Origin of the sequence: Salegentibacter maritimus (genome assembly GCF_016236915.1) — a bacterium.
Classification (GTDB): Bacteria; Bacteroidota; Bacteroidia; order Flavobacteriales; family Flavobacteriaceae; genus Salegentibacter; species Salegentibacter maritimus.
Map to the genome: position 1 here is coordinate 17,568 of NZ_JAEHOK010000001.1, position 18,037 is coordinate 35,604.

16 protein-coding genes are annotated in these 18,037 nt (G+C 35.0%); 10 read left to right on the forward strand and 6 right to left on the reverse strand.

Going from position 1 to position 18,037, the window contains the following annotated elements; genetic code table 11:
• Nucleotides 1-25: 25 nt before the first annotated feature.
• Genes I6U49_RS00120 through I6U49_RS00130 form a run of 3 tightly spaced genes read left to right on the forward strand, consistent with a single transcriptional unit; the run spans nucleotide 26 to nucleotide 5,863 of the window.
• Nucleotides 26-2,935 (forward strand): MMPL family transporter, encoded by a 2,910-nt coding sequence (locus I6U49_RS00120; protein WP_232804598.1) that lies wholly within the window; start codon nucleotides 26-28, stop codon nucleotides 2,933-2,935.
• Nucleotides 2,936-4,606, forward strand: coding sequence for a C45 family peptidase (locus I6U49_RS00125; RefSeq protein ID WP_317191831.1), 1,671 nt, complete (start codon nucleotides 2,936-2,938; stop codon nucleotides 4,604-4,606). It abuts the gene before it with no gap.
• Nucleotides 4,607-5,863, forward strand: coding sequence for a phenylacetate--CoA ligase family protein (locus tag I6U49_RS00130; RefSeq protein ID WP_198627122.1), 1,257 nt, complete (start codon nucleotides 4,607-4,609; stop codon nucleotides 5,861-5,863).
• A gap of 3 nt (nucleotides 5,864-5,866) precedes the next feature.
• Here the strand turns inward: I6U49_RS00130 and I6U49_RS00135 are convergent, their stop codons facing one another.
• Both I6U49_RS00135 and I6U49_RS00140 read right to left on the reverse strand, forming a co-directional pair.
• Nucleotides 5,867-6,616, reverse strand: coding sequence for a C40 family peptidase (locus tag I6U49_RS00135; RefSeq protein WP_193709486.1), 750 nt, complete (start codon nucleotides 6,614-6,616; stop codon nucleotides 5,867-5,869).
• An 18-nt stretch (nucleotides 6,617-6,634) separates the two neighbouring features.
• Nucleotides 6,635-7,816 (reverse strand): acetyl-CoA C-acyltransferase, encoded by a 1,182-nt coding sequence (locus I6U49_RS00140; protein ID WP_198627327.1) that lies wholly within the window; start codon nucleotides 7,814-7,816, stop codon nucleotides 6,635-6,637.
• Nucleotides 7,817-7,931: 115 nt separating this feature from the next.
• On the opposite strand from I6U49_RS00140, the gene I6U49_RS00145 reads away from it, so the two are divergent.
• Complete coding sequence (locus I6U49_RS00145) at nucleotides 7,932-9,977, forward strand: HD family phosphohydrolase (RefSeq protein WP_193709487.1); 2,046 nt, start codon at nucleotides 7,932-7,934, stop codon at nucleotides 9,975-9,977.
• Nucleotides 9,978-9,981: 4 nt separating this feature from the next.
• Here I6U49_RS00145 and I6U49_RS00150 read toward each other — a convergent pair whose 3' ends face one another.
• Complete coding sequence (locus I6U49_RS00150; protein WP_193709488.1) at nucleotides 9,982-10,431, reverse strand: transcription elongation factor; 450 nt, start codon at nucleotides 10,429-10,431, stop codon at nucleotides 9,982-9,984.
• 190 nt (nucleotides 10,432-10,621) lie between these two features.
• Here I6U49_RS00150 and I6U49_RS00155 point away from each other — a divergent pair, with 190 nt between their 5' ends.
• Together I6U49_RS00155 and I6U49_RS00160 are read left to right on the forward strand one after the other, a co-directional pair.
• The gene (locus I6U49_RS00155) at nucleotides 10,622-11,275 is read left to right on the forward strand and encodes a hypothetical protein (RefSeq protein WP_193709489.1); all 654 of its coding nucleotides are present in this window, start codon (nucleotides 10,622-10,624) and stop codon (nucleotides 11,273-11,275) included.
• A 2-nt stretch (nucleotides 11,276-11,277) separates the two neighbouring features.
• Nucleotides 11,278-12,009 (forward strand): DUF3307 domain-containing protein, encoded by a 732-nt coding sequence (locus I6U49_RS00160; protein ID WP_198627123.1) that lies wholly within the window; start codon nucleotides 11,278-11,280, stop codon nucleotides 12,007-12,009.
• Here the strand turns inward: I6U49_RS00160 and I6U49_RS00165 are convergent.
• On the reverse strand, nucleotides 11,986-12,393 hold the full coding sequence (locus I6U49_RS00165; protein WP_198627124.1) for a glyoxalase: 408 nt from the start codon (nucleotides 12,391-12,393) through the stop codon (nucleotides 11,986-11,988). The genes I6U49_RS00160 and I6U49_RS00165 overlap by 24 nt on opposite strands.
• 189 nt (nucleotides 12,394-12,582) lie before the next feature.
• On the opposite strand from I6U49_RS00165, the gene I6U49_RS00170 reads away from it, so the two are divergent.
• The 4 genes from I6U49_RS00170 (at nucleotide 12,583) to I6U49_RS00185 (ending at nucleotide 15,761) form a co-directional block, all read left to right on the forward strand.
• Nucleotides 12,583-13,941 (forward strand): NAD-dependent succinate-semialdehyde dehydrogenase, encoded by a 1,359-nt coding sequence (locus tag I6U49_RS00170; RefSeq protein WP_198627125.1) that lies wholly within the window; start codon nucleotides 12,583-12,585, stop codon nucleotides 13,939-13,941.
• Between the two features lie 7 nt (nucleotides 13,942-13,948).
• On the forward strand, nucleotides 13,949-14,824 hold the full coding sequence (locus tag I6U49_RS00175) for a DUF72 domain-containing protein (RefSeq protein ID WP_198627126.1): 876 nt from the start codon (nucleotides 13,949-13,951) through the stop codon (nucleotides 14,822-14,824).
• Nucleotide 14,825: 1 nt separating this feature from the next.
• On the forward strand, nucleotides 14,826-15,239 hold the full coding sequence (locus I6U49_RS00180; protein ID WP_198627127.1) for an NUDIX domain-containing protein: 414 nt from the start codon (nucleotides 14,826-14,828) through the stop codon (nucleotides 15,237-15,239).
• A 126-nt stretch (nucleotides 15,240-15,365) separates the two neighbouring features.
• Nucleotides 15,366-15,761, forward strand: coding sequence for an acyl-CoA thioesterase (locus tag I6U49_RS00185; protein ID WP_193709495.1), 396 nt, complete (start codon nucleotides 15,366-15,368; stop codon nucleotides 15,759-15,761).
• Here the strand turns inward: I6U49_RS00185 and I6U49_RS00190 are convergent.
• The gene (locus I6U49_RS00190; RefSeq protein ID WP_198627128.1) at nucleotides 15,758-16,936 is read right to left on the reverse strand and encodes a class I SAM-dependent methyltransferase; all 1,179 of its coding nucleotides are present in this window, start codon (nucleotides 16,934-16,936) and stop codon (nucleotides 15,758-15,760) included. The two genes, I6U49_RS00185 and I6U49_RS00190, sit on opposite strands and share 4 nt — an antisense overlap.
• A gap of 10 nt (nucleotides 16,937-16,946) precedes the next feature.
• Entirely contained in the window at nucleotides 16,947-18,035 is a 1,089-nt protein-coding gene (locus I6U49_RS00195; protein ID WP_193709497.1) for an AI-2E family transporter, read from the reverse strand.
• Nucleotides 18,036-18,037: the final 2 nt, after the last annotated feature.

Here is an 18,037-nt window from a genome sequence, read left to right on the forward strand (position 1 = left end):
GCAAAAAGCAGTTGGTTTTTGCCTTTTGGCACTATTTATAGGTGTAAATGGCCATTTTGCCAGTAAAATTACATTAGAAGAAGATGTCACTAAATTAATTCCCACCGGCGAAAAGCAGGATGTTCTTAGGGAAGTATTAGAGCATACCGAATTTTCAGATAAACTAATTATTGCTGTTTCTTCAGAAGAAAAAGATCCGGAGGAACTTACCCAGTATGCAAATCAATTAACCGATTCCCTGCATAGCCAAATACCGGGATATTTCACCAAAATTCAGGGAAAAGTACCGGAAGCAGGGGTTTTGGAGGTCTACGATTTTGTATACCAAAACCTACCTTTGTTTTTAAATGAAAAAAATTATGCTGAAATAGAAAATAGGCTGGAGGTAGATAGTATCCAGAACCGACTGGAAAAATCCTATAAAAACCTTATTTCCCCAACCGGCTTTGTTACCAAGAATTTTATCTTTAAAGATCCACTTTCCATAACCAATTTGGGGCTGGAAAAGCTTAGAGAACTACAGGTAGATACCAATTTTAAGATATATAATAATTATTTGATTACTAAAAATGAACAACATTTATTGTTGTTTATTACTCCCAAATATCCCTCCTCCGAAACTAAAAATAACCAGATTTTTATCCAGGAACTCGATAAAATAATTTCCAACTTAAATAAAAATCCAAAAGTAAATGCGCAATATTTTGGTGGGGTTTTATACGCTATTGCCAATGCAAATCAAATTAAAAAGGATATTCAAATAACATTAAGTATTGCTTTTAGTATCCTTTTTTTATTACTAATTGTGTTTTACAGAAAGTTTTATGTACCGTTACTTCTCTTTATTCCAAGCGTTTTAGGAGCTTTATTGGCTATAGGTGTTTTATACTTAACAAAGTCTTCGGTTTCAGCTATTTCTTTAGGAATTGGTGCCATTCTTTTAGGAATAAGCCTGGATTATGCGCTTCATATTCTTACGCATTTTAAGAATAATGCCAATGTGAAAGTACTTTATAAAGAGGTAGTAAAGCCTATCTTAATGAGTAGTTTTACCACGGCAATTGCTTTTTTATGTCTCCTTTTTCTTAAGAGTGAAGCTTTAAACGATCTGGGTATTTTTGCCGCTGTAAGTGTTGTAACGGCTTCGGTTTTTGCACTTCTGTTAATTCCACATTTTTACCGGGCACCTAAAGATCCCAAGAAAATAAGATCTAATTGGTTAGATAAAATTGCTTCATATAGATTTTATGAGCGAAAATTTTTTGTGGCCGGGGTAGTGCTTTTATTTATAGGCGGACTTTTCTTTTTTAATTCTGTTAGGTTTAATGAAGATCTTTCTCAGCTTAATTATGAGCCGAAAAACATTAAAGAAGTCGAAGAGGATATTAAAAATATCTCTAAAAAAGCAGCCAATACTACCTATTTGGTTTCTTATGGAAAGGATATTGAAGAGGCCCTGGAACAAAATAACCAGCTCTACAGGGAGCTACAATTATTAAAAAATACAAATAAGATAGAAAACTTCAGTAGTATTGGTGGGGTGGTGCTTTCTACCCAATCCCAAAACGAAAAAATTGAAACCTGGCGGAATTTTTGGACCAAAACTAAAAAGGAAAAATTAAAAGAAAACCTACTAAAAGAATCGGCTAAACTTGGTTTTAAGCAAGAAAGCTTTACTAGGTTTTACGAGCAACTGGATAAAGATTTTAGCGGAATTTTTCTCGATGATTACCGCAATGTAAAAACACTTTATTTAGACGATTTTATAAATAGAAGTCCCGGATTTTCTACCGTAACAAGTACGCTTAGTTTTAATGAAATGCAGCCCGGGGTATTGGAACAATTAGAAAAAAAGGGCAATGTAATAGCAATAGACCGAAAACAAATAAACCAGGATTTTTTGGGGAATTTGAAAAATGAATTTAACCGACTGATCTTATTCTCGGTAATTGCGGTTTTTATTGTTTTATTGTTCTTTTATCGTAGCCTGTTGCTTAGCTTGCTAACACTTTTGCCCATTGCCGTTACCTGGGTAATTGCTTTGGGACTTATGGCGATTTTCCAAATTCAGTTTAATGTTCTCAACATTATAATTTCCACCTTTATTTTTGGTCTGGGCTTGGATTATAGCATTTTTATAACCAATGCCTGCCTTAAAGAATACGAAACCGGGAAAAAGGCATTAGCAACCTATCAGGCTTCCATTCTACTATCTGTTTTAACCACCTTATTGGGAATAGGCACATTGATATTTGCTAAACATCCTGCGCTACAGTCGGTTTCTATAGTTTCAGTAATTGGCATTATAACTGCTATGATTGTAGCTTTTGTATTCCAAACAAAATTATTCCAAATCCTTCTCTTTAAAAGAAGGGAAAATGGCCGTGCGGCTTTTGGTTTTCGCGCCTTTTTTAAAAGAAATACCTCTAAAGAAAGGCTATATTTTAAAAAGAAATTGTTGGCAAACTATCGTTATAAATCGGTGTATAAAAATGCAAAAAATGAATTTTCAAAGCAAAGGGAACGCTTTTTAATAACTTCAGAATTTGTAGAACCCGGTGAACATGTATTTTTGCAGAACACCTATTTAGGCTTGTTACCTTTGTTTCTATTTCTAAAAAACCAACATACTTTTTTTCAGGTTTTTGACTCAGATAAAGAAAACTTAAAGATTTCAAAAAATAGCTTTAGCGCAAGCAGTGAAAATTTAAAGTTTCAGAAGAATATTCCTTCACAATTTACTGGTATTTCAGTATTTATAATTACAAAAAATCCGGAAGCAATTATTGCTGAAACCTTAAGGGAGGCTATTAAAAAAAATGCTGAAAAAGTAATTATTTTAACTCCTGATTATAACAGCAGATGGCTAATAGACCATAATTTTGAAATTATTTACCGACAAAATAATATCCTCGTTTTAAAAAGAATGACTTAAGTGAATTTATTTTTTAGTAAAATATCGGTTTTAATTGCAGTTTTATTGCTTTTTAATTCCTGCGGAATAAAACCCTCTATGGAGCATAGACCCGATATTTTGGGAATTGAAACCATAGATACTACGCGAACAAAGCTCAGTGAAACTCATTATAAAATTGGGAAAAATTCACTGTACAGAAATAAACATGGTATTTGGGAATTATACATTGAAGGCGATGCCCTGGAACGTGGTGTGATTGGTGGAAGTTTAACCAGAGAATTAATGCATAAACAGGAAACGGCTTTTATGGAAAAGATCTATGAGCTGGTTACCAATACGGGGTATCGAAATTTTCTTAAAAAAACCGTGGCCTGGTTTAATCGTAAATTGTATTTGCACGTACCAGAAGAATACAAACAGGAAATATACGGGACCTCGTTATTTGGCCTGGAAAAATATGATGATTTTGCGCCGGCTTATATTAGAATGCTTTATTTTCATGGTGCCCACGATATTGGCCATGCCTTGCAGGATTTAATGTTGGTTGGTTGTACCTCGTTTGCCGCCTGGGATAATAAAACCGAAGATGGCCAATTGCTCTTAGGTAGGAACTTCGATTTTTATGCGGGAGATGAGTTTGCAGAAGAAAAAATTGCAGCCTTTGTAAACCCCGATAATGGACATAGGTTTATGATGTACACCTGGGCCGGGATGATTGGTTCGGTAAGTGGTTTAAATGAAAAAGGAATAAGTGTTACACTTAACGCTGGAAAAAGTAAAATTCCTTTACAGGCTAAAACGCCAATTAGCCTGGTTGCCCGTGAAATTTTGCAATATGCCTCTTCTACTGAAGAAGCCATTGCAATTGCCAAAAAACGAGAGGTATTCGTATCTGAATCTATTATGGTGGGAAGTGCCAAAGAACAGAAGGCAATTCTAATTGAAGTAGCCCCGGGAAAATTAGGTGTTTATGAAGTTGAAAACTCAAACAAGTTAATTTGTAGTAATCATTTTCAAAGTGAAGCCTACGCTGAAGATAGCCGAAATTTAAAAGCCAAAACTGAAAGTCATTCGCAATACCGGTTTGATAAAATGCAGGAACTGCTTGCTGAAAACAACAAATTAAACCCGCAAAAAGCCGCCGATATATTACGAAACAAAGAGGGGTTGGATGGAGTTAGCTTAGGTTTTGGCAACGAAAAAGCTATCAATCAATTATTAGCGCATCACGGAATTATTTTTAAGCCTGAAGAAAAAAAGGTTTGGGTATCGGCAAACCCTTATCAGTTGGGCACTTTTGTGGCATACGATCTTGATAGTGCCTTTAAAAAGTTTGAAGAAGGAAATGTTACAAAAAGTGTAATGCTCAATGAACAAAACATTGGCGCAGACCCATTTTTAAATTCAGAAGCTTATAGAGACTATGAAAAATATCGAAAATTAAGTCAGGAATTAACGCATGCGATTTCTAAGGGAAAAGAGATTTCAGAAGCAAAAATCAAAACCCTAAAATCCTTAAATCCTCACTTTTGGGAGGTCTATAAAATTTCCGGAGATTATTATTTTCAGCAACAGGACTATAAAAAAGCAGTGATAAATTTCAAGCAGGCGAAAAGGAGGGAAGTAACTACTTTACCAGATGAAGAATATCTGGATAAAATGATTAAAAAATCTTATCGAAAAATCTAAATGACCAATTTTTACGATATAAATAAAAATAAGGAGTTGCTAGTACAGCAGTTAGAATACACTGCTAAAAATTCTCCTTTTTATAAAGCGCAATTTAAGAAAAACAATATAGATATAGGTCAGGTTAATTCTTATCGGGAATTCAGAAAAATACCAATTACTACCAAAGAGGATTTACAGAATTATAACGAAGAATTTATTGCGGTTAAAAAAGATGAAATTATAGATTATGTAACTACTTCGGGTACCCTGGGGAATCCGGTTAGTTTTGCTTTAAACGACGCCGACTTAGAGCGGCTGGCCGAAAACGAACGCCTTTCTTTTGAAATGGTAGGAGTCACGAAATTTAGCGTCGTGCAACTTACTACGACTCTGGACCGCAGGTTTATGGCCGGGATGGCTTACTTTCTGGGTTTACGAAAACTGGGCGCCGGGATTGTAAGAACCGGCAGTGGTCTGCCGGGTTTGCAATGGGAATCTATAGAAAGGTTTAAACCTGATTTTCTTATTGCAGTTCCTTCATTTCTGCTGAAAATGATCGATTTTGCTATTGAAAACGGAATTGATTATAAAAATTCCTCAATTAAAGCTGCTGTATGTATTGGCGAACCTTTGCGAAATCCAGATTTCAGTCTAAATTCTTTAGGTCGAAAAATAAAAGATTTATGGGATATAGAATTATTTTCTACCTATGCCAGCACTGAAATGGCAACTGCATTTACCGAGTGTAACCAACATAAGGCTAATCATAGTTTATCAAGTTTAATTTTTACTGAAGTTTTAGATGAAAATCAAAATCCGGTAAAACCCGGTGAAATTGGAGAATTAGTGGTAACGCCTTTGCAAACCCAAACAATGCCGTTAGTGAGATTTGCAACAGGAGATATGGTGAAGTTTTATGGAGAAAATTGTGATTGTGGGAGAAAGTCAATGAGAATTAGCACCCCTGTTGGGCGTAAAAAGCAAATGATAAAGCTGAAAGGAACTACGCTTTATCCACAGCAAATTATCAATTTACTTACGGATTTTGAAACTCTAAAAATATTTGTTATCGAAGCGAGTTTAAATGAAAATCAAAATGATAAACTCCTGATAAGAATCCCGAATGACTTTGTAGAGATTGACAGGCTTCAGGAGCATTTACAGTCGGGCTTAAAAATAAAAATACCTTTAGAAAGAACTTCCGTAGAAAAACTTGAAAAGCTAAAGTTTCCAAAAGAAAGCAGAAAGCCAAAAATTTTCCATGACAATCGCTAAGTTTTAAATAATCTTTTTGATAACGCGAAGTTGGTGGGTATGTCTTTTTAAATCGGCATTAAAAATTCCGGAATGATCAATTCTATCAATTCTTACTTTTCCGTCTACGTGAATAATATAATTATCGTTCATCATAATTCCCACGTGGTCTATTACTCCATCCTTATCATCAAAAAAAGCAAGATCCCCGGCTTCACTTTCTTCAATAAAACTAAGCGGTTCGCCTTGTTTAGCCTGATCGGCCGAATTTCTATTTAATTGGTAGCCGTTTAACTTGTAAACCATTTGTGTAAGTCCGCTGCAATCAATACCCAGGGGCGATTTACCTCCCCAGGCATAGGGGCTGTTTAAATACAAAAGGGCTGTTTTTACAATCTCATTTTTAGGATTTTTACAGCTAATAAAATTTCCTTCAAAATCATGACTTAATAAACCTGTAGCGTTAAGTGATGCTCCCAGTGGAATTGTGATAAGATGTCCATTTTGATCGGTTAAAAAATCAAACAAATCAGAGGAATATTTGGGCGTAGACTGTTGTAATTGCAGATAAATTTCTTCAGGAATTTTAAGCAATTGACTATTGGAGATCCAGGCCTCAAAATTATCGAATGCAACACGAATCCTGCTCCATTGAGCACGTTCTTCAAGTATTTTAAAATGTTCTCCATAAAGAACCTGAGAGACCATTTCGCTCTGATTGGATGTGGTTTCGCGAAGTGGTACAATGCTTAAGGGGCAAATTCCGTATTGCATTCAATAAAAAATATATAATTATGAGTTTCGCTCTATTACCATTGCAGATGCACCGCCACCGCCATTACAAATTGCGGCTGCACCTAATTTTGCATTATTATGCTGCAATACATTTAATAAGGTAATAAGAATTCTTACTCCGCTGCAACCCAATGGGTGACCTAAAGATACTGCACCACCATGTACATTGGTGATCTCGTCACTAATGCCTAAAATCTTCATATTGGCAAGGCCAACCACAGAAAAAGCTTCATTAAACTCAAAGAAATCTATGTCGTTTTGAGTAACCCCGGCATTTTTAAGCGCTAGAGGCAAAGCCTTGGCAGGTGCAGTAGTGAACCATTTTGGTTCCTGGGCTGCATCGGCAAAACCTTTGATGCTGGCCAGAATTTCAACACCTAACTCTTCTGCTTTTGCACGGCTCATTAAAACTACAGCACCCGCACCATCATTAATGGTAGAAGCATTTGCGGCAGTTACCGTACCATCTTTACTAAACGCAGGACGAAGTGAACTTATTTTGTCCATTCTCACATTTTTGAACTCTTCATCTTTTTTTATCACTAAAGGATCTCCTTTTCGCTGCGGAACTTCAACCGGTACCACTTCGTTGTCGAATTTCCCATCGGCCCAGGCTTTAGCAGAACGCTCGTAAGATTTAATAGCGAAAGCATCCTGATCTTCTCTGGAAAAATTGTGTTCGGTAGCACAAAGATCGGCACAAACTCCCATAGCATTATGGTCGTAAGCATCTACCAAGCCATCTTTTTGCATCCCATCTTCCATTTTTGCCGGACCAAATTTTTGTCCTTTTCTATGGTATAAATAATGTGGAATTAAACTCATATTTTCCATACCGCCGGCAACCACTATAGAAGTTTGTCCCAGCATAATAGATTGTGCTCCCTGCATAACGGCTTTCATTCCGCTGGCACATACCTTATTTACAGTAGTACAGGGAACAGAATCTGGAATTCCGGCTTTTAAAGCTGCCTGTCTTGCAGGTGCCTGGCCAACACCGGCCTGCACCACATTTCCCATTAAAACTTCCTGTACAAGTTCTGGTTTTAAATCAATTTTATTTAGAGCTCCTTTGATGGCAACAGCCCCCAAATCGGTAGCTTCTACGGTAGATAAGCTACCCAAAAAACTCCCTATGGGAGTCCTTGCGGCGCTTACAATTACTACTTCGTTATTCATCATTTATGTTTTAGTTATTTCTTCTTTTGCGAATTTAGTGATTTTATAAGGAACTTAACAAGAGTGCTTCTTTGGCCGCTATTTTTTAGTACATTTGAGCAGTAGCACGATTTATATGAAGAAATTCGTAAATAACCTGTATAAGAACCAGGCACTATTTTACAAGGTATTTTTATTTGCGCTTACTGCAGTGCTCATTGTTTACCTGCTTCCAAAAGGAGGAAATTTTAAATATGAAATCCCTAAAGGGAAGCCATGGCAGTATGAAAATCTTTACGCGCCTTTCGATTTTGCCATTTTAAAGTCGGAAGAAGAGATTAAGCAGGAAAGACAACAAATAAGAAATAACCACACACCATATTTTCAATTTAATCAGAAAATTCCCAAAGAAGCTACAGTAAAAACACCTGAAGTAGTCTATGAAGTGTTCTCTGATAGCTTACTAAATAACAGGGAGATACAAGTTGTAGATTTTGTTAGAACTACGCTTGAAGAAGTGTATGAATACGGTTTGTTGCAAACTAATAACCGGGTAGAAGATAACCAGTTGGTATATTTAAGAAAAGGGAATGAGGCATTTGAAATTCCCTATAAAAATATCCTTAAACAAGATCAGGTTCGCAGTTTTTTAAACACCAAAATAAATGACTCCAACCTTTTAAATTTTGAGAACGAATTACTGGAGGTGTTTTTTAGTTTAATAGAGCCTAACGTAAGTTTTGATAGTGAATTTACTCAAAAAGAATTACAAAGTAAACTAGATAATATTTCTTATACCCGTGGTAATATCGAGCAGGGCAGCAGGGTAATAGCAAGGGGAGAAGTGGTAGAAGGCAATAAATATAATATTTTAAGATCGCTTAAAAATGAATATGAATCGCAGGTTTGGAGTGAAAGTAATTACAAATGGATTCTAGTTGGCTATAGTGTTTTAGTGGCCCTGGCGCTCTTAATGTTATTATTATTTATTAGAAAATATCGGCAGGATATTTTTGAGAATAATGTGAAGGTTACATTTATCTTTTTCAATATTCTCTTTATGGTATTGCTTACCACAATAGTGGTGAATTTTAATATAGATTATGTTTATGTAGTGCCATTATGTATTTTACCACTTACTCTAAAAGCTTTTTTTGACGCCCGTTTAGGAATGTTTACTCATGTGATTACGGTGTTATTACTTGGTTTTATAGTTCCTAATAGTTACGAATATATGTTTTTGCAAATTATTGCGGGAATTGTAACTATTCTCACTGTTTCTGAACTATACAAAAGGGCAAATCTTTTTATATCGGTTGGGCAAATTACCTTGGTTTATATTATTTCATACTTTGCTTTTACGGTTATACAGGAAGGAAATATTGCCGATGTAGAGGCAGAAGTTTTACTAACTTTTTTACTTGGAGGTCTTGCCACGCTATTTGTACAGCCGCTAATTTATATCTATGAAAAAATATTTGGAATGGTCTCAGATATGTCTTTATTAGAACTTTCAGATACCAATTCAAAATTATTAAAAGAGCTTTCAGAAAAAGCACCCGGAACTTTTCATCACTCTTTGAATGTGGCCAACCTGGCTGAAGCCGCCGCCAATGAGATTAACGCCAATGCTATGTTAGTAAGGGTAGGTGCGCTTTATCATGATATTGGCAAAATGAAAAACCCCACTTATTTTTCTGAGAACCAAACTTCGGCAGTAAATTCGCATGACGAATTGGCGCCTAAAGAGAGTGCCCAAATTATTACAGACCACGTAATTAATGGTATTGAGATAGCTAAAAAACATAATCTTCCAGATCGGGTAATAGATTTTATAAGAACCCACCACGGCACTACTACTGTTTACTTCTTTTATATGAAAGAGAAAGAACAAAATGAAAATGCGGTGGCAGAAGATTTTAGGTATCCCGGGCCAATTCCTTTTAGTAAGGAAACCGCGATATTAATGATGTGTGATAGTGTAGAGGCCGCCAGTAAAAGTTTAAAGGAACCAACTGCCGGAGTAATAGATAATTTTGTGGAAAAGATTATCAGTAAACAAATGAAAGAAGAACAATTCTTAAATGCCAATATAACTTTTAAGGAAATACAAGTGGTGAAAAAAATCCTTAAACGTAAGCTTAAGAATATTTTTCACCTTAGGGTAGAATATCCGGAATAGGCAATTAGCCTACCGCGGTAATTTTTACTTCATTACCGTTAAACTTAAAAGTGTCGCCTTGTTTTTTACCTTCCATTTCCTGGTAGATTGGAGCTTCTGTAGATATTGCATATACACTACTCCCATCTTCCATAGAAATTTCACCAATAGGAACCGAAATAAAATAATAGTTCCCGCTAGTTTCAATAACACTACCAAAACTAATTTTCTCGCTGTAAAGCTCGGGGTCTATACGGCTTAAACTTTCTTTCATTTCCCTGGCATTACTTAAACGCCTGGCATTTTTTTCGAAGTCGCTAAGTAATTCCCCTTTATTATCTTCATCATAATCTGTTTTAACATCATTGGCTTCCATAGATTCTTTAATAAGATCCATTTCCTTTTGATACCTTTCTATTTGCTTATTTACAATATCCAAACAGTTAAAATAGAGTTCTTTTTTATTACTTACCATATCTTTTTTTTGTTGATTTATTTTAAAATTAAATAACCTAAAAAGGCTAAAAGAACATTTAGCAAAAGTTTAATATCCAACCAAAATTAATTTATAAGTATTTAGACTTATAATCATATATTATAAGTTTTAGGGCTTATATTAAGTTATTATAAGTTTGTAGACTAATATTTTTTATTATATTTGAAATATGGTAGCCGTAATTACAGCCGATTTAGTAGATTCTTCCAGTTATTCAGATTCTTTTTTAGATGAAGTCTTAAAAAGTCTAAAGTCAGAATTTGAAAACCTACAGCTGGAATATGGCCAAAATGAAATTGATTTTGAAATATATCGGGGTGATAGCTTTCAGGGTGTGGTTTTAAGGTACGAAGACTCATTAAGGATAGCTTTAAGAATAAAAAGCCTTATAAATAAAGTAAAGTTTAAAAATCAAAATTCTACAAATATTTTGGCCGATGTAAAAATAGCCATTGGTATTGGCAATTTTGAGTACAAAGGTGATTCTATAGCAGCTTCTAATGGGCAGGCTTTTCAGCTATCGGGAAGAACCTTAGATGCCATGAAAAACGATTCCAGGAGAATTAGATTAAAAACACCTCTTGAAAACTTAAATGCCGAGTTTGAAGCAAGTTTGTTCTTGTTGGATATGATAATGGAAAAATGGAGCCAGGCTTCGGCTGAAGTGGTTTATTTTCTTTTAAAAGGACTAAAAGAAACAGAGATAGCTACTGTGCTTAAGATTAGCCAGCCGGCCGTAAACCAGCGTAAAAAGGCTTGTGGTTGGGAAGCAATTTCGGCCTTATTAAAACGTTTTGAGACTGTAACCGCACATAGTTTTTAATTATGGAAGAAACTACATTAATCTTACTGCAATTGCTTTTGGCGCATATTTTAACCGATTTTGTTTTGCAGCCCACTAGCCTCGTAAAGCAAAAGCGAGATAAAAAAGCAAGTTCCTGGTTTTTATATTTTCATTCGTTTTTAGCCGGTTTCCTAACCTATGTATTGCTTCAAAAATGGGAGTTATGGTATATACCTATTGTAATTAGCTTCACTCATTTCTTTATCGACTTGTGGAAACTTCAACACAAAAAAGATACATTAAAACTGTTTCTTTTAGATCAATTATGGCATATTTTAATCATAATATTAGTTTGGCTCTACCTTATTGGAGGTTATTCAGAATTAATTCCTTTTATCGCGAAGTTATTTTCTTCACAACAGTTTTTAGTGATTATTATCTCATATTTACTGGTTGTATTTCCTACAGGTTTTTTAATAGGCAAAGCTACCCGCCGCTGGCATATTGAACTTGAACCTAATAGCAAAAATCATAGTCTGGAGGCTGCAGGAAGGTACATAGGTATTTTTGAAAGGATATTAGTGCTTACCTTTATTTTAACTCAAAATTTTTCAGCGATAGGTTTTCTTATTGCAGCAAAATCTATCTTACGCTTTAGCGATAAAACAGATGCGAGCGCGAGAAAACAAACCGAATATGTGCTTATAGGTACCTTAATGAGTTTTGCAATTACCATAATTATAGGACTGCTAGTACGCTACTTCTTCTTCTAAAAGCTGAATGTTGCTTTGTATGCGCTCTTTTACAATATTCATCATTCGTTTGTTTAAGGCAGAAGAGTTTTTTATATAAGTAGCATACTCCTCTAAAGTAAATTGCCCAATAATAATACCTTTCAAGCTATTCCTAAATTTTATATCCTTTTGTATGGCGTTTTCAATATAAATAAAACGTTGCTCCAGTTTTAGTTCATAAAATTTATTCTTATGCTTTTTTATATAATTTCTAAAAACTTCCAACAACAAGTCATTTTGAAGTTTAATAACAGGTCGTAAAGTTTTATTCTGAAATTGCTCGTCTAGACTCATGTTTTCTGAAACTCTGGCCGAAGGAATTTCTGGCCTAAGTGCTACTAATTGAAGGTCACGTGGTATCATAAGAACTAAGTTTTCTTAAATTTAATAAACTTTAAACCTCAAAAGTCAGGCCCCTTTATTTACTTGTAAACTACTTATAAACATTGTACACGTTAAAATCGTCTTAATCGGCCTGTCTAAGCCTATTCTTATTTTTATATTTAAAAGAAAGCCTTAATCAACCAAGTTTTAAAAATCTTTAATTATAAAATGATAATTTCAAGAAACCCCTACACAGGTGAAGAAATTTCGAAACATCAAGAATTAAGTGATACCGAAATTGAAAATTGTATACAAAACGCCCATACCAGATTTCATCTCTGGAAACAGACTTCTTTTGCAGAGCGCAGTATTTTAATGATGAAAGTAGCAAAAGAACTTAAGGACAATTCCCAGGAATATGCCCAAGCCATTACAAAAGAAATGGGGAAACCTATTACCCAGGCTATTGCCGAAATAGAGAAGTGCGCATGGGTTTGTGAATATTATGCCGAAAATGCGGCCACACAATTAAAAGACGAAACAATAAAAACCGATGCTAAAAAATCATATGTTTCTCACGAACCATTGGGTGTTGCCCTGGCAGTGATGCCCTGGAATTATCCATTTTGGCAGGTATTTAGATTTGCGGCACCGGCGCTAATGGCCGGAAATGTGGCCATTTTAAAACATGCCAGTAATGTAATGATCTCTGCTGGAAATATTCAAAAAGTATTTGAAAAAGCAGGTTTTCCGAAAGATTGCTTTCAAAATCTTATAGTGGGCAGTAAAAAAGTTGAAAATATAATTCGTAATAAAAGGGTAAAGGCTGTAACCTTAACCGGAAGTGGTCCTGCCGGAAGTAGTGTAGCATCTATTGCCGGAGAAGAAATCAAAAAATCGGTTTTGGAACTCGGGGGTAGTAATGCGCTGGTGATATTTAAAGATGCCAATATAACTAAAAGTGTTAAAACCTGTGTACAAGCTCGTTTTCAAAATACAGGTCAGAGTTGTATTGCCGGAAAACGTTTATTGTTGCATAAAGATATCGCCGAAGAATTTCTTGATGAATTTACCAAACAGGTGCGCGAGTTGAAAAGTGGCGATCCGATGGATAAAGAAACTTTTATAGGGGTAATGGCTAAAGAAACCCTGGCAGAAGACCTGGAAGACCAGGTAAAAGATTCTGTAAAAAAGGGGGCAAAAATCATTTTAGGAGGAAAACGCGATGGAGCTTATTTCGAACCTACTATTTTAACCGAAGTAAAGAAAGGTATGCCGGTTTTTGATGAAGAAACCTTTGGCCCGGTAATTTCGGTAACCGAATTTAAGAATGATGAGGAAGCAATAGAGCTTGTTAATTCTTCGAATTTTGGATTGGGAGTTTCAATTTTTACTGAAGATGAAAACTTTGCCATTAAAATGGTCCCCAAATTTGAAGATGGGGCCGTTTTCGTGAACGAGTTGGTTAAAAGTGATCCCAGACTTCCCTTTGGAGGTACTAAAATTTCCGGCTATGGAAGAGAGTTATCACATCACGGAATCAAAGAATTTATCAATAGAAAAACCGTTTATTTTAATAAATATTAGTGTTAGCATGAAATTTGGAAAAGTAGAAAACCCCGAGGATATAGACTTTAATTTACCCGAAACCCATGTAGATACCATTAAAACATTAAACAAAGAAGGAGACAAAGAAGGTTTTAAAGATGTAAGAATTGGTTGTGCTAAATGGAATAGAAAAGATCTTAAAAATTTCTATCCCAGGGGTACCAAAGATGAGTTAATGTATTACTCTTCCCAGTTTAATAGTATAGAATTCAATGGTTCTTTTTATAGAATGTACCCGGAGGAGCAATTTAAAAAATGGTATGAAAAGGCTGAAGATGATTTTAAATTCTTTCCAAAAGTATCCAGGCTTATTAGTCATTTAAAGCGATTAAATGAAACCAGGGAACTAACAGACGATTTTATAAAAAACCTACTTCAGTTGAAGGAGAAATTAGGAATGGTTTTCTTGCAAATGCCAGAAAATTTTTCACCAAAGTTTATAGAAAGACTGGATAGTTTTTTCGCTTATTGGCCAAAAGAAATTCCTCTTTCCGCTGAAGTTAGACACGAAAATTGGTATGCAGATGAGACAGTAGCTAACGAATTTTATGATGTGCTAAAATCACGGGATATAGCACATATTATTACAGATACCGCGGGAAGGCGGGATCTTATTCACATGCGATTAAGCAATACTACAGCCTTTATTAGATACAACGGAGCTAATCATGGCTCAGATTATACCAGATTAGACGATTGGGTGGATAAGTTGGAAGAGTGGCAAAAAGAGGGCTTGCAAAATGTTTACTTTTTTGTGCATCAAAATGTAGAAGAAGCTTCCCCATTACTTTCAGCATATTTTATAGAGAAATTCAATAAAAGATTTAAAACAGATATACAAATACCTAAAACTTTAAAATAAAATGAAACAGCAAGAAGTAGCAGTAACCGTAGATAGCGTAGTTTTTTGTAACGCCAATAATAAGTTTAAGGTTTTACTCATAAAAAGAAGAAACGATCCTTTTGAAGGCCGGTGGGCATTGCCCGGAGGATTTATTGATGAAAATGAAGATTTGATTACGGCAGCAAAACGAGAACTGGAGGAAGAAACAGGAGTGATTGTGAACACTATGGAGCAGGTGAGAGCTTTTGGAAAGCCGGGCCGCGATCCCAGGGGTAGAACTATTTCTATAGCTTTTGTGAGCAGGATTTTTGAGGAAGCAAACCTTAAGGCCGGTGATGATGCTGCAGAAGCCTCCTGGGTAAATATAGATCATTTGCCTCAGCTTGCATTTGATCACGCTGAAATTATTGAAGCCGCCAAAAACTACTTATAGTTTTTTTAATTTTATAGCCTTATTTTTTGTAAAAACAATAAAATACAAGGTACATATTAGGAAGCCGGTAAAACTTTAAAAAGCTTTTACCGGCTCATTTTTAATAGCTATTTTTAAAAGAAAAAAATGAGATTTCATACTAGAAAATGGATTAAACCAGAAGATTTAAACCCAAACGGTACTTTGTTTGGAGGTAAACTATTAGCATGGATAGATGAAGAATGCGCTCTATATAGTATTATTCAATTAGAAAACTCTAAATGTGTTACCAAGTATATGAGTGAAATTAATTTTCAGAATTCAGCTAGACAGGGCGACATTGTAGAAATAGGAATAGAAGTACTAAAATTTGGAACTTCTTCTTTAACATTAAAATGTGAGGTTAGAAACAAAATGACCCGTTCTACAATAATTACTATAGACAAGGTAATTATGGTTACTTTAGATGAAGACGGTAAACCAACACCTCACGGCAAAACTAAGGTAGAATTCGTGAAAGACAGGCTTCAGGATAGAGCTTAAATCTTCTCACAAAACAGTACGATTTTGTCGTTATTTATGTTGGTGGTGAAAAATACATAATTTTTACCGCCATCTTTTATTTTAAATTTTTTTCTAAGTAAAGCCACGCTTTCTGGGAAATTTCTAAGACTAATATTGGCTTGATAATCCTTAAATTTTTTCTTTAACGAAGAGGGTGTATATCTTTGTAAATCAATTATTTTAAACTTTCTTCCAGGGAAATTAATTTCCCTATCTGAAGTATATAAATGTGAATTGGGATGAAGTTTGGAAATATGGGTTTTTACAGCAAGCTCTTCAAATAAACCGCTTTTCATAATGGCCGCATTAGGTTCATAGAGAAAGCTTTGTGGTTGTGAATAACTAATTCCAATTTTAGTACTATTAAAAGTTCCGGTAAATTCTTCTGTTTTGTTTTTTGTGAAATTCAAAGTTTTTATTTTCGGCGAAGAAGTTGTCTCTTTCGTTAAAAGCCATAATAATTCTTTCACTTCATTATCTACGGCTATAATATGAATTTCTTTTACAAATTTTAATTCTGAAATACCTGCTTGTAAATCGAGTAGTGGGGAGGTTTTAATAAGAATTACGTCTGATTTACTAAAGAGTAGATTGAGGTTCTCGGGAATGTTGGGCAAACAATCTGCCAGTTTAAACACCTTGCCGCCATAATTGTCCCGTCTTGACGGGTCTGCATAGATTGCATCGAATTTCAGGTTACTTTCCTGAAGAAAATCAATGCTGTTTTGGTTTTTAAAGTGGATGTTTTTACAGCCCAATTGTTTCAGGTTGTGTACGGCTATTTTTGATAATTGTAGGTTTATTTCACAATGAAATACTTCTTTAAAGTTTTGGGCAAAATAAAAATCGTCTATTCCCAGTCCGCCGGTTAAATCTATTAAACACTCACCATTTAAAAGCGAAGCTTTATAGTTTGCAGTTATTTCAGAAGAAGTTTGCTCTATATTTACCTTTGGAGGATAGAATATATTGGTTTCCTTAAACCAGTTGGGCAATTTTTTCTTTGCTTTTTGTAATCCTGTTAGTTGTTGCGCCAATTCCGAAGAAGAAATTTGTGGAAAAGGGCTTTTACGTAGCGCTAATTCCGCTGGTGTTTTTTTTAGGTTTTCCCTTAAAAACTTCTGTACTTCGGGATCTAGTAAAGCTCTATTCAAAAGAAAAGGTTTAAAGGTCGCGAGTAAGTCGTTTTACGATCTTGTACTCACTTAAAGATTCTTTAGCAATTACTTTTAAAGCTGTATAAAAAGGAACGGCCACTACCATTCCGGCAATTCCAAATATAATTCCGGCTATTAAAATAATAAGAAAAATTTCTAATGGATGCGATTTTACGCTGGCACCAAAAATCATTGGCTGTGAGATCATATTATCTATAAGCTGGCAAATAGCATAGCCTAACATAATATACCCCAATTTTGGTAAAATAATTAATTGAAAATCTGCGCCCAGGTTACTTGAAATTACAAAAAGAGCCATTAAAATCCCGGCAAACAGCGGCCCTAAATAGGGAACCAGGTTTAGAAAGGCACAAATAAAAGCGATCGCTATGGGGTTGTTGATTTCAAAAACACTAAGCAGAATAGCGTAGAGTACGAATAAAACCGTAATCTGCAATGTTAGCCCTACAAAATATCTGGATAATAGGATTTTAATTTTATTGAAGACACGCTGAAATTTTTGCTCATCTCCGCGGTTAGCAAAAACCAGTATACTATTTAGCATTAACTTACTGTCTTTAAGCAGAAAGAAGGAGATAAAAAGTATAGAGAACAACGCGATTAAAGTTGCCCCCAAAATGCTAAAAACATTGTTTAAAAGCCGTGGAACGGCACTAATATCAAAGTTCCTAATAAATTCACTTTGTTTAAGGCCTTCCACTAAGTTAATTTCTTCTACGCCCAAATAATTGTTTACCTGGTTGTTAAGCTCGTTAAGGTCGCTTCTAAAAGCTTCCATGTCTATACGACTTAAATACTGACTTTGCTCAATAACAATGGGTACAAAAACGAGTATGATACCGGCAAAAATAGCGAGTACTAGAATAAGCACCAGAACCACTGAAAGTCGGTTTGGAATTTTTAGGCGCTGTTTTAAAAAAATAACCACCGGGCGACCTACCAGCGAAATTACCGCTGCGATGGCAATGTACACCAGCACCGATTGGATTTCATATAAAAAATAGAGTAAAAGAATAATGCCAACCATTATTCCCGCAGCCCTTAAAATTCCTAATGTAATTGATTTTGAATTCACGT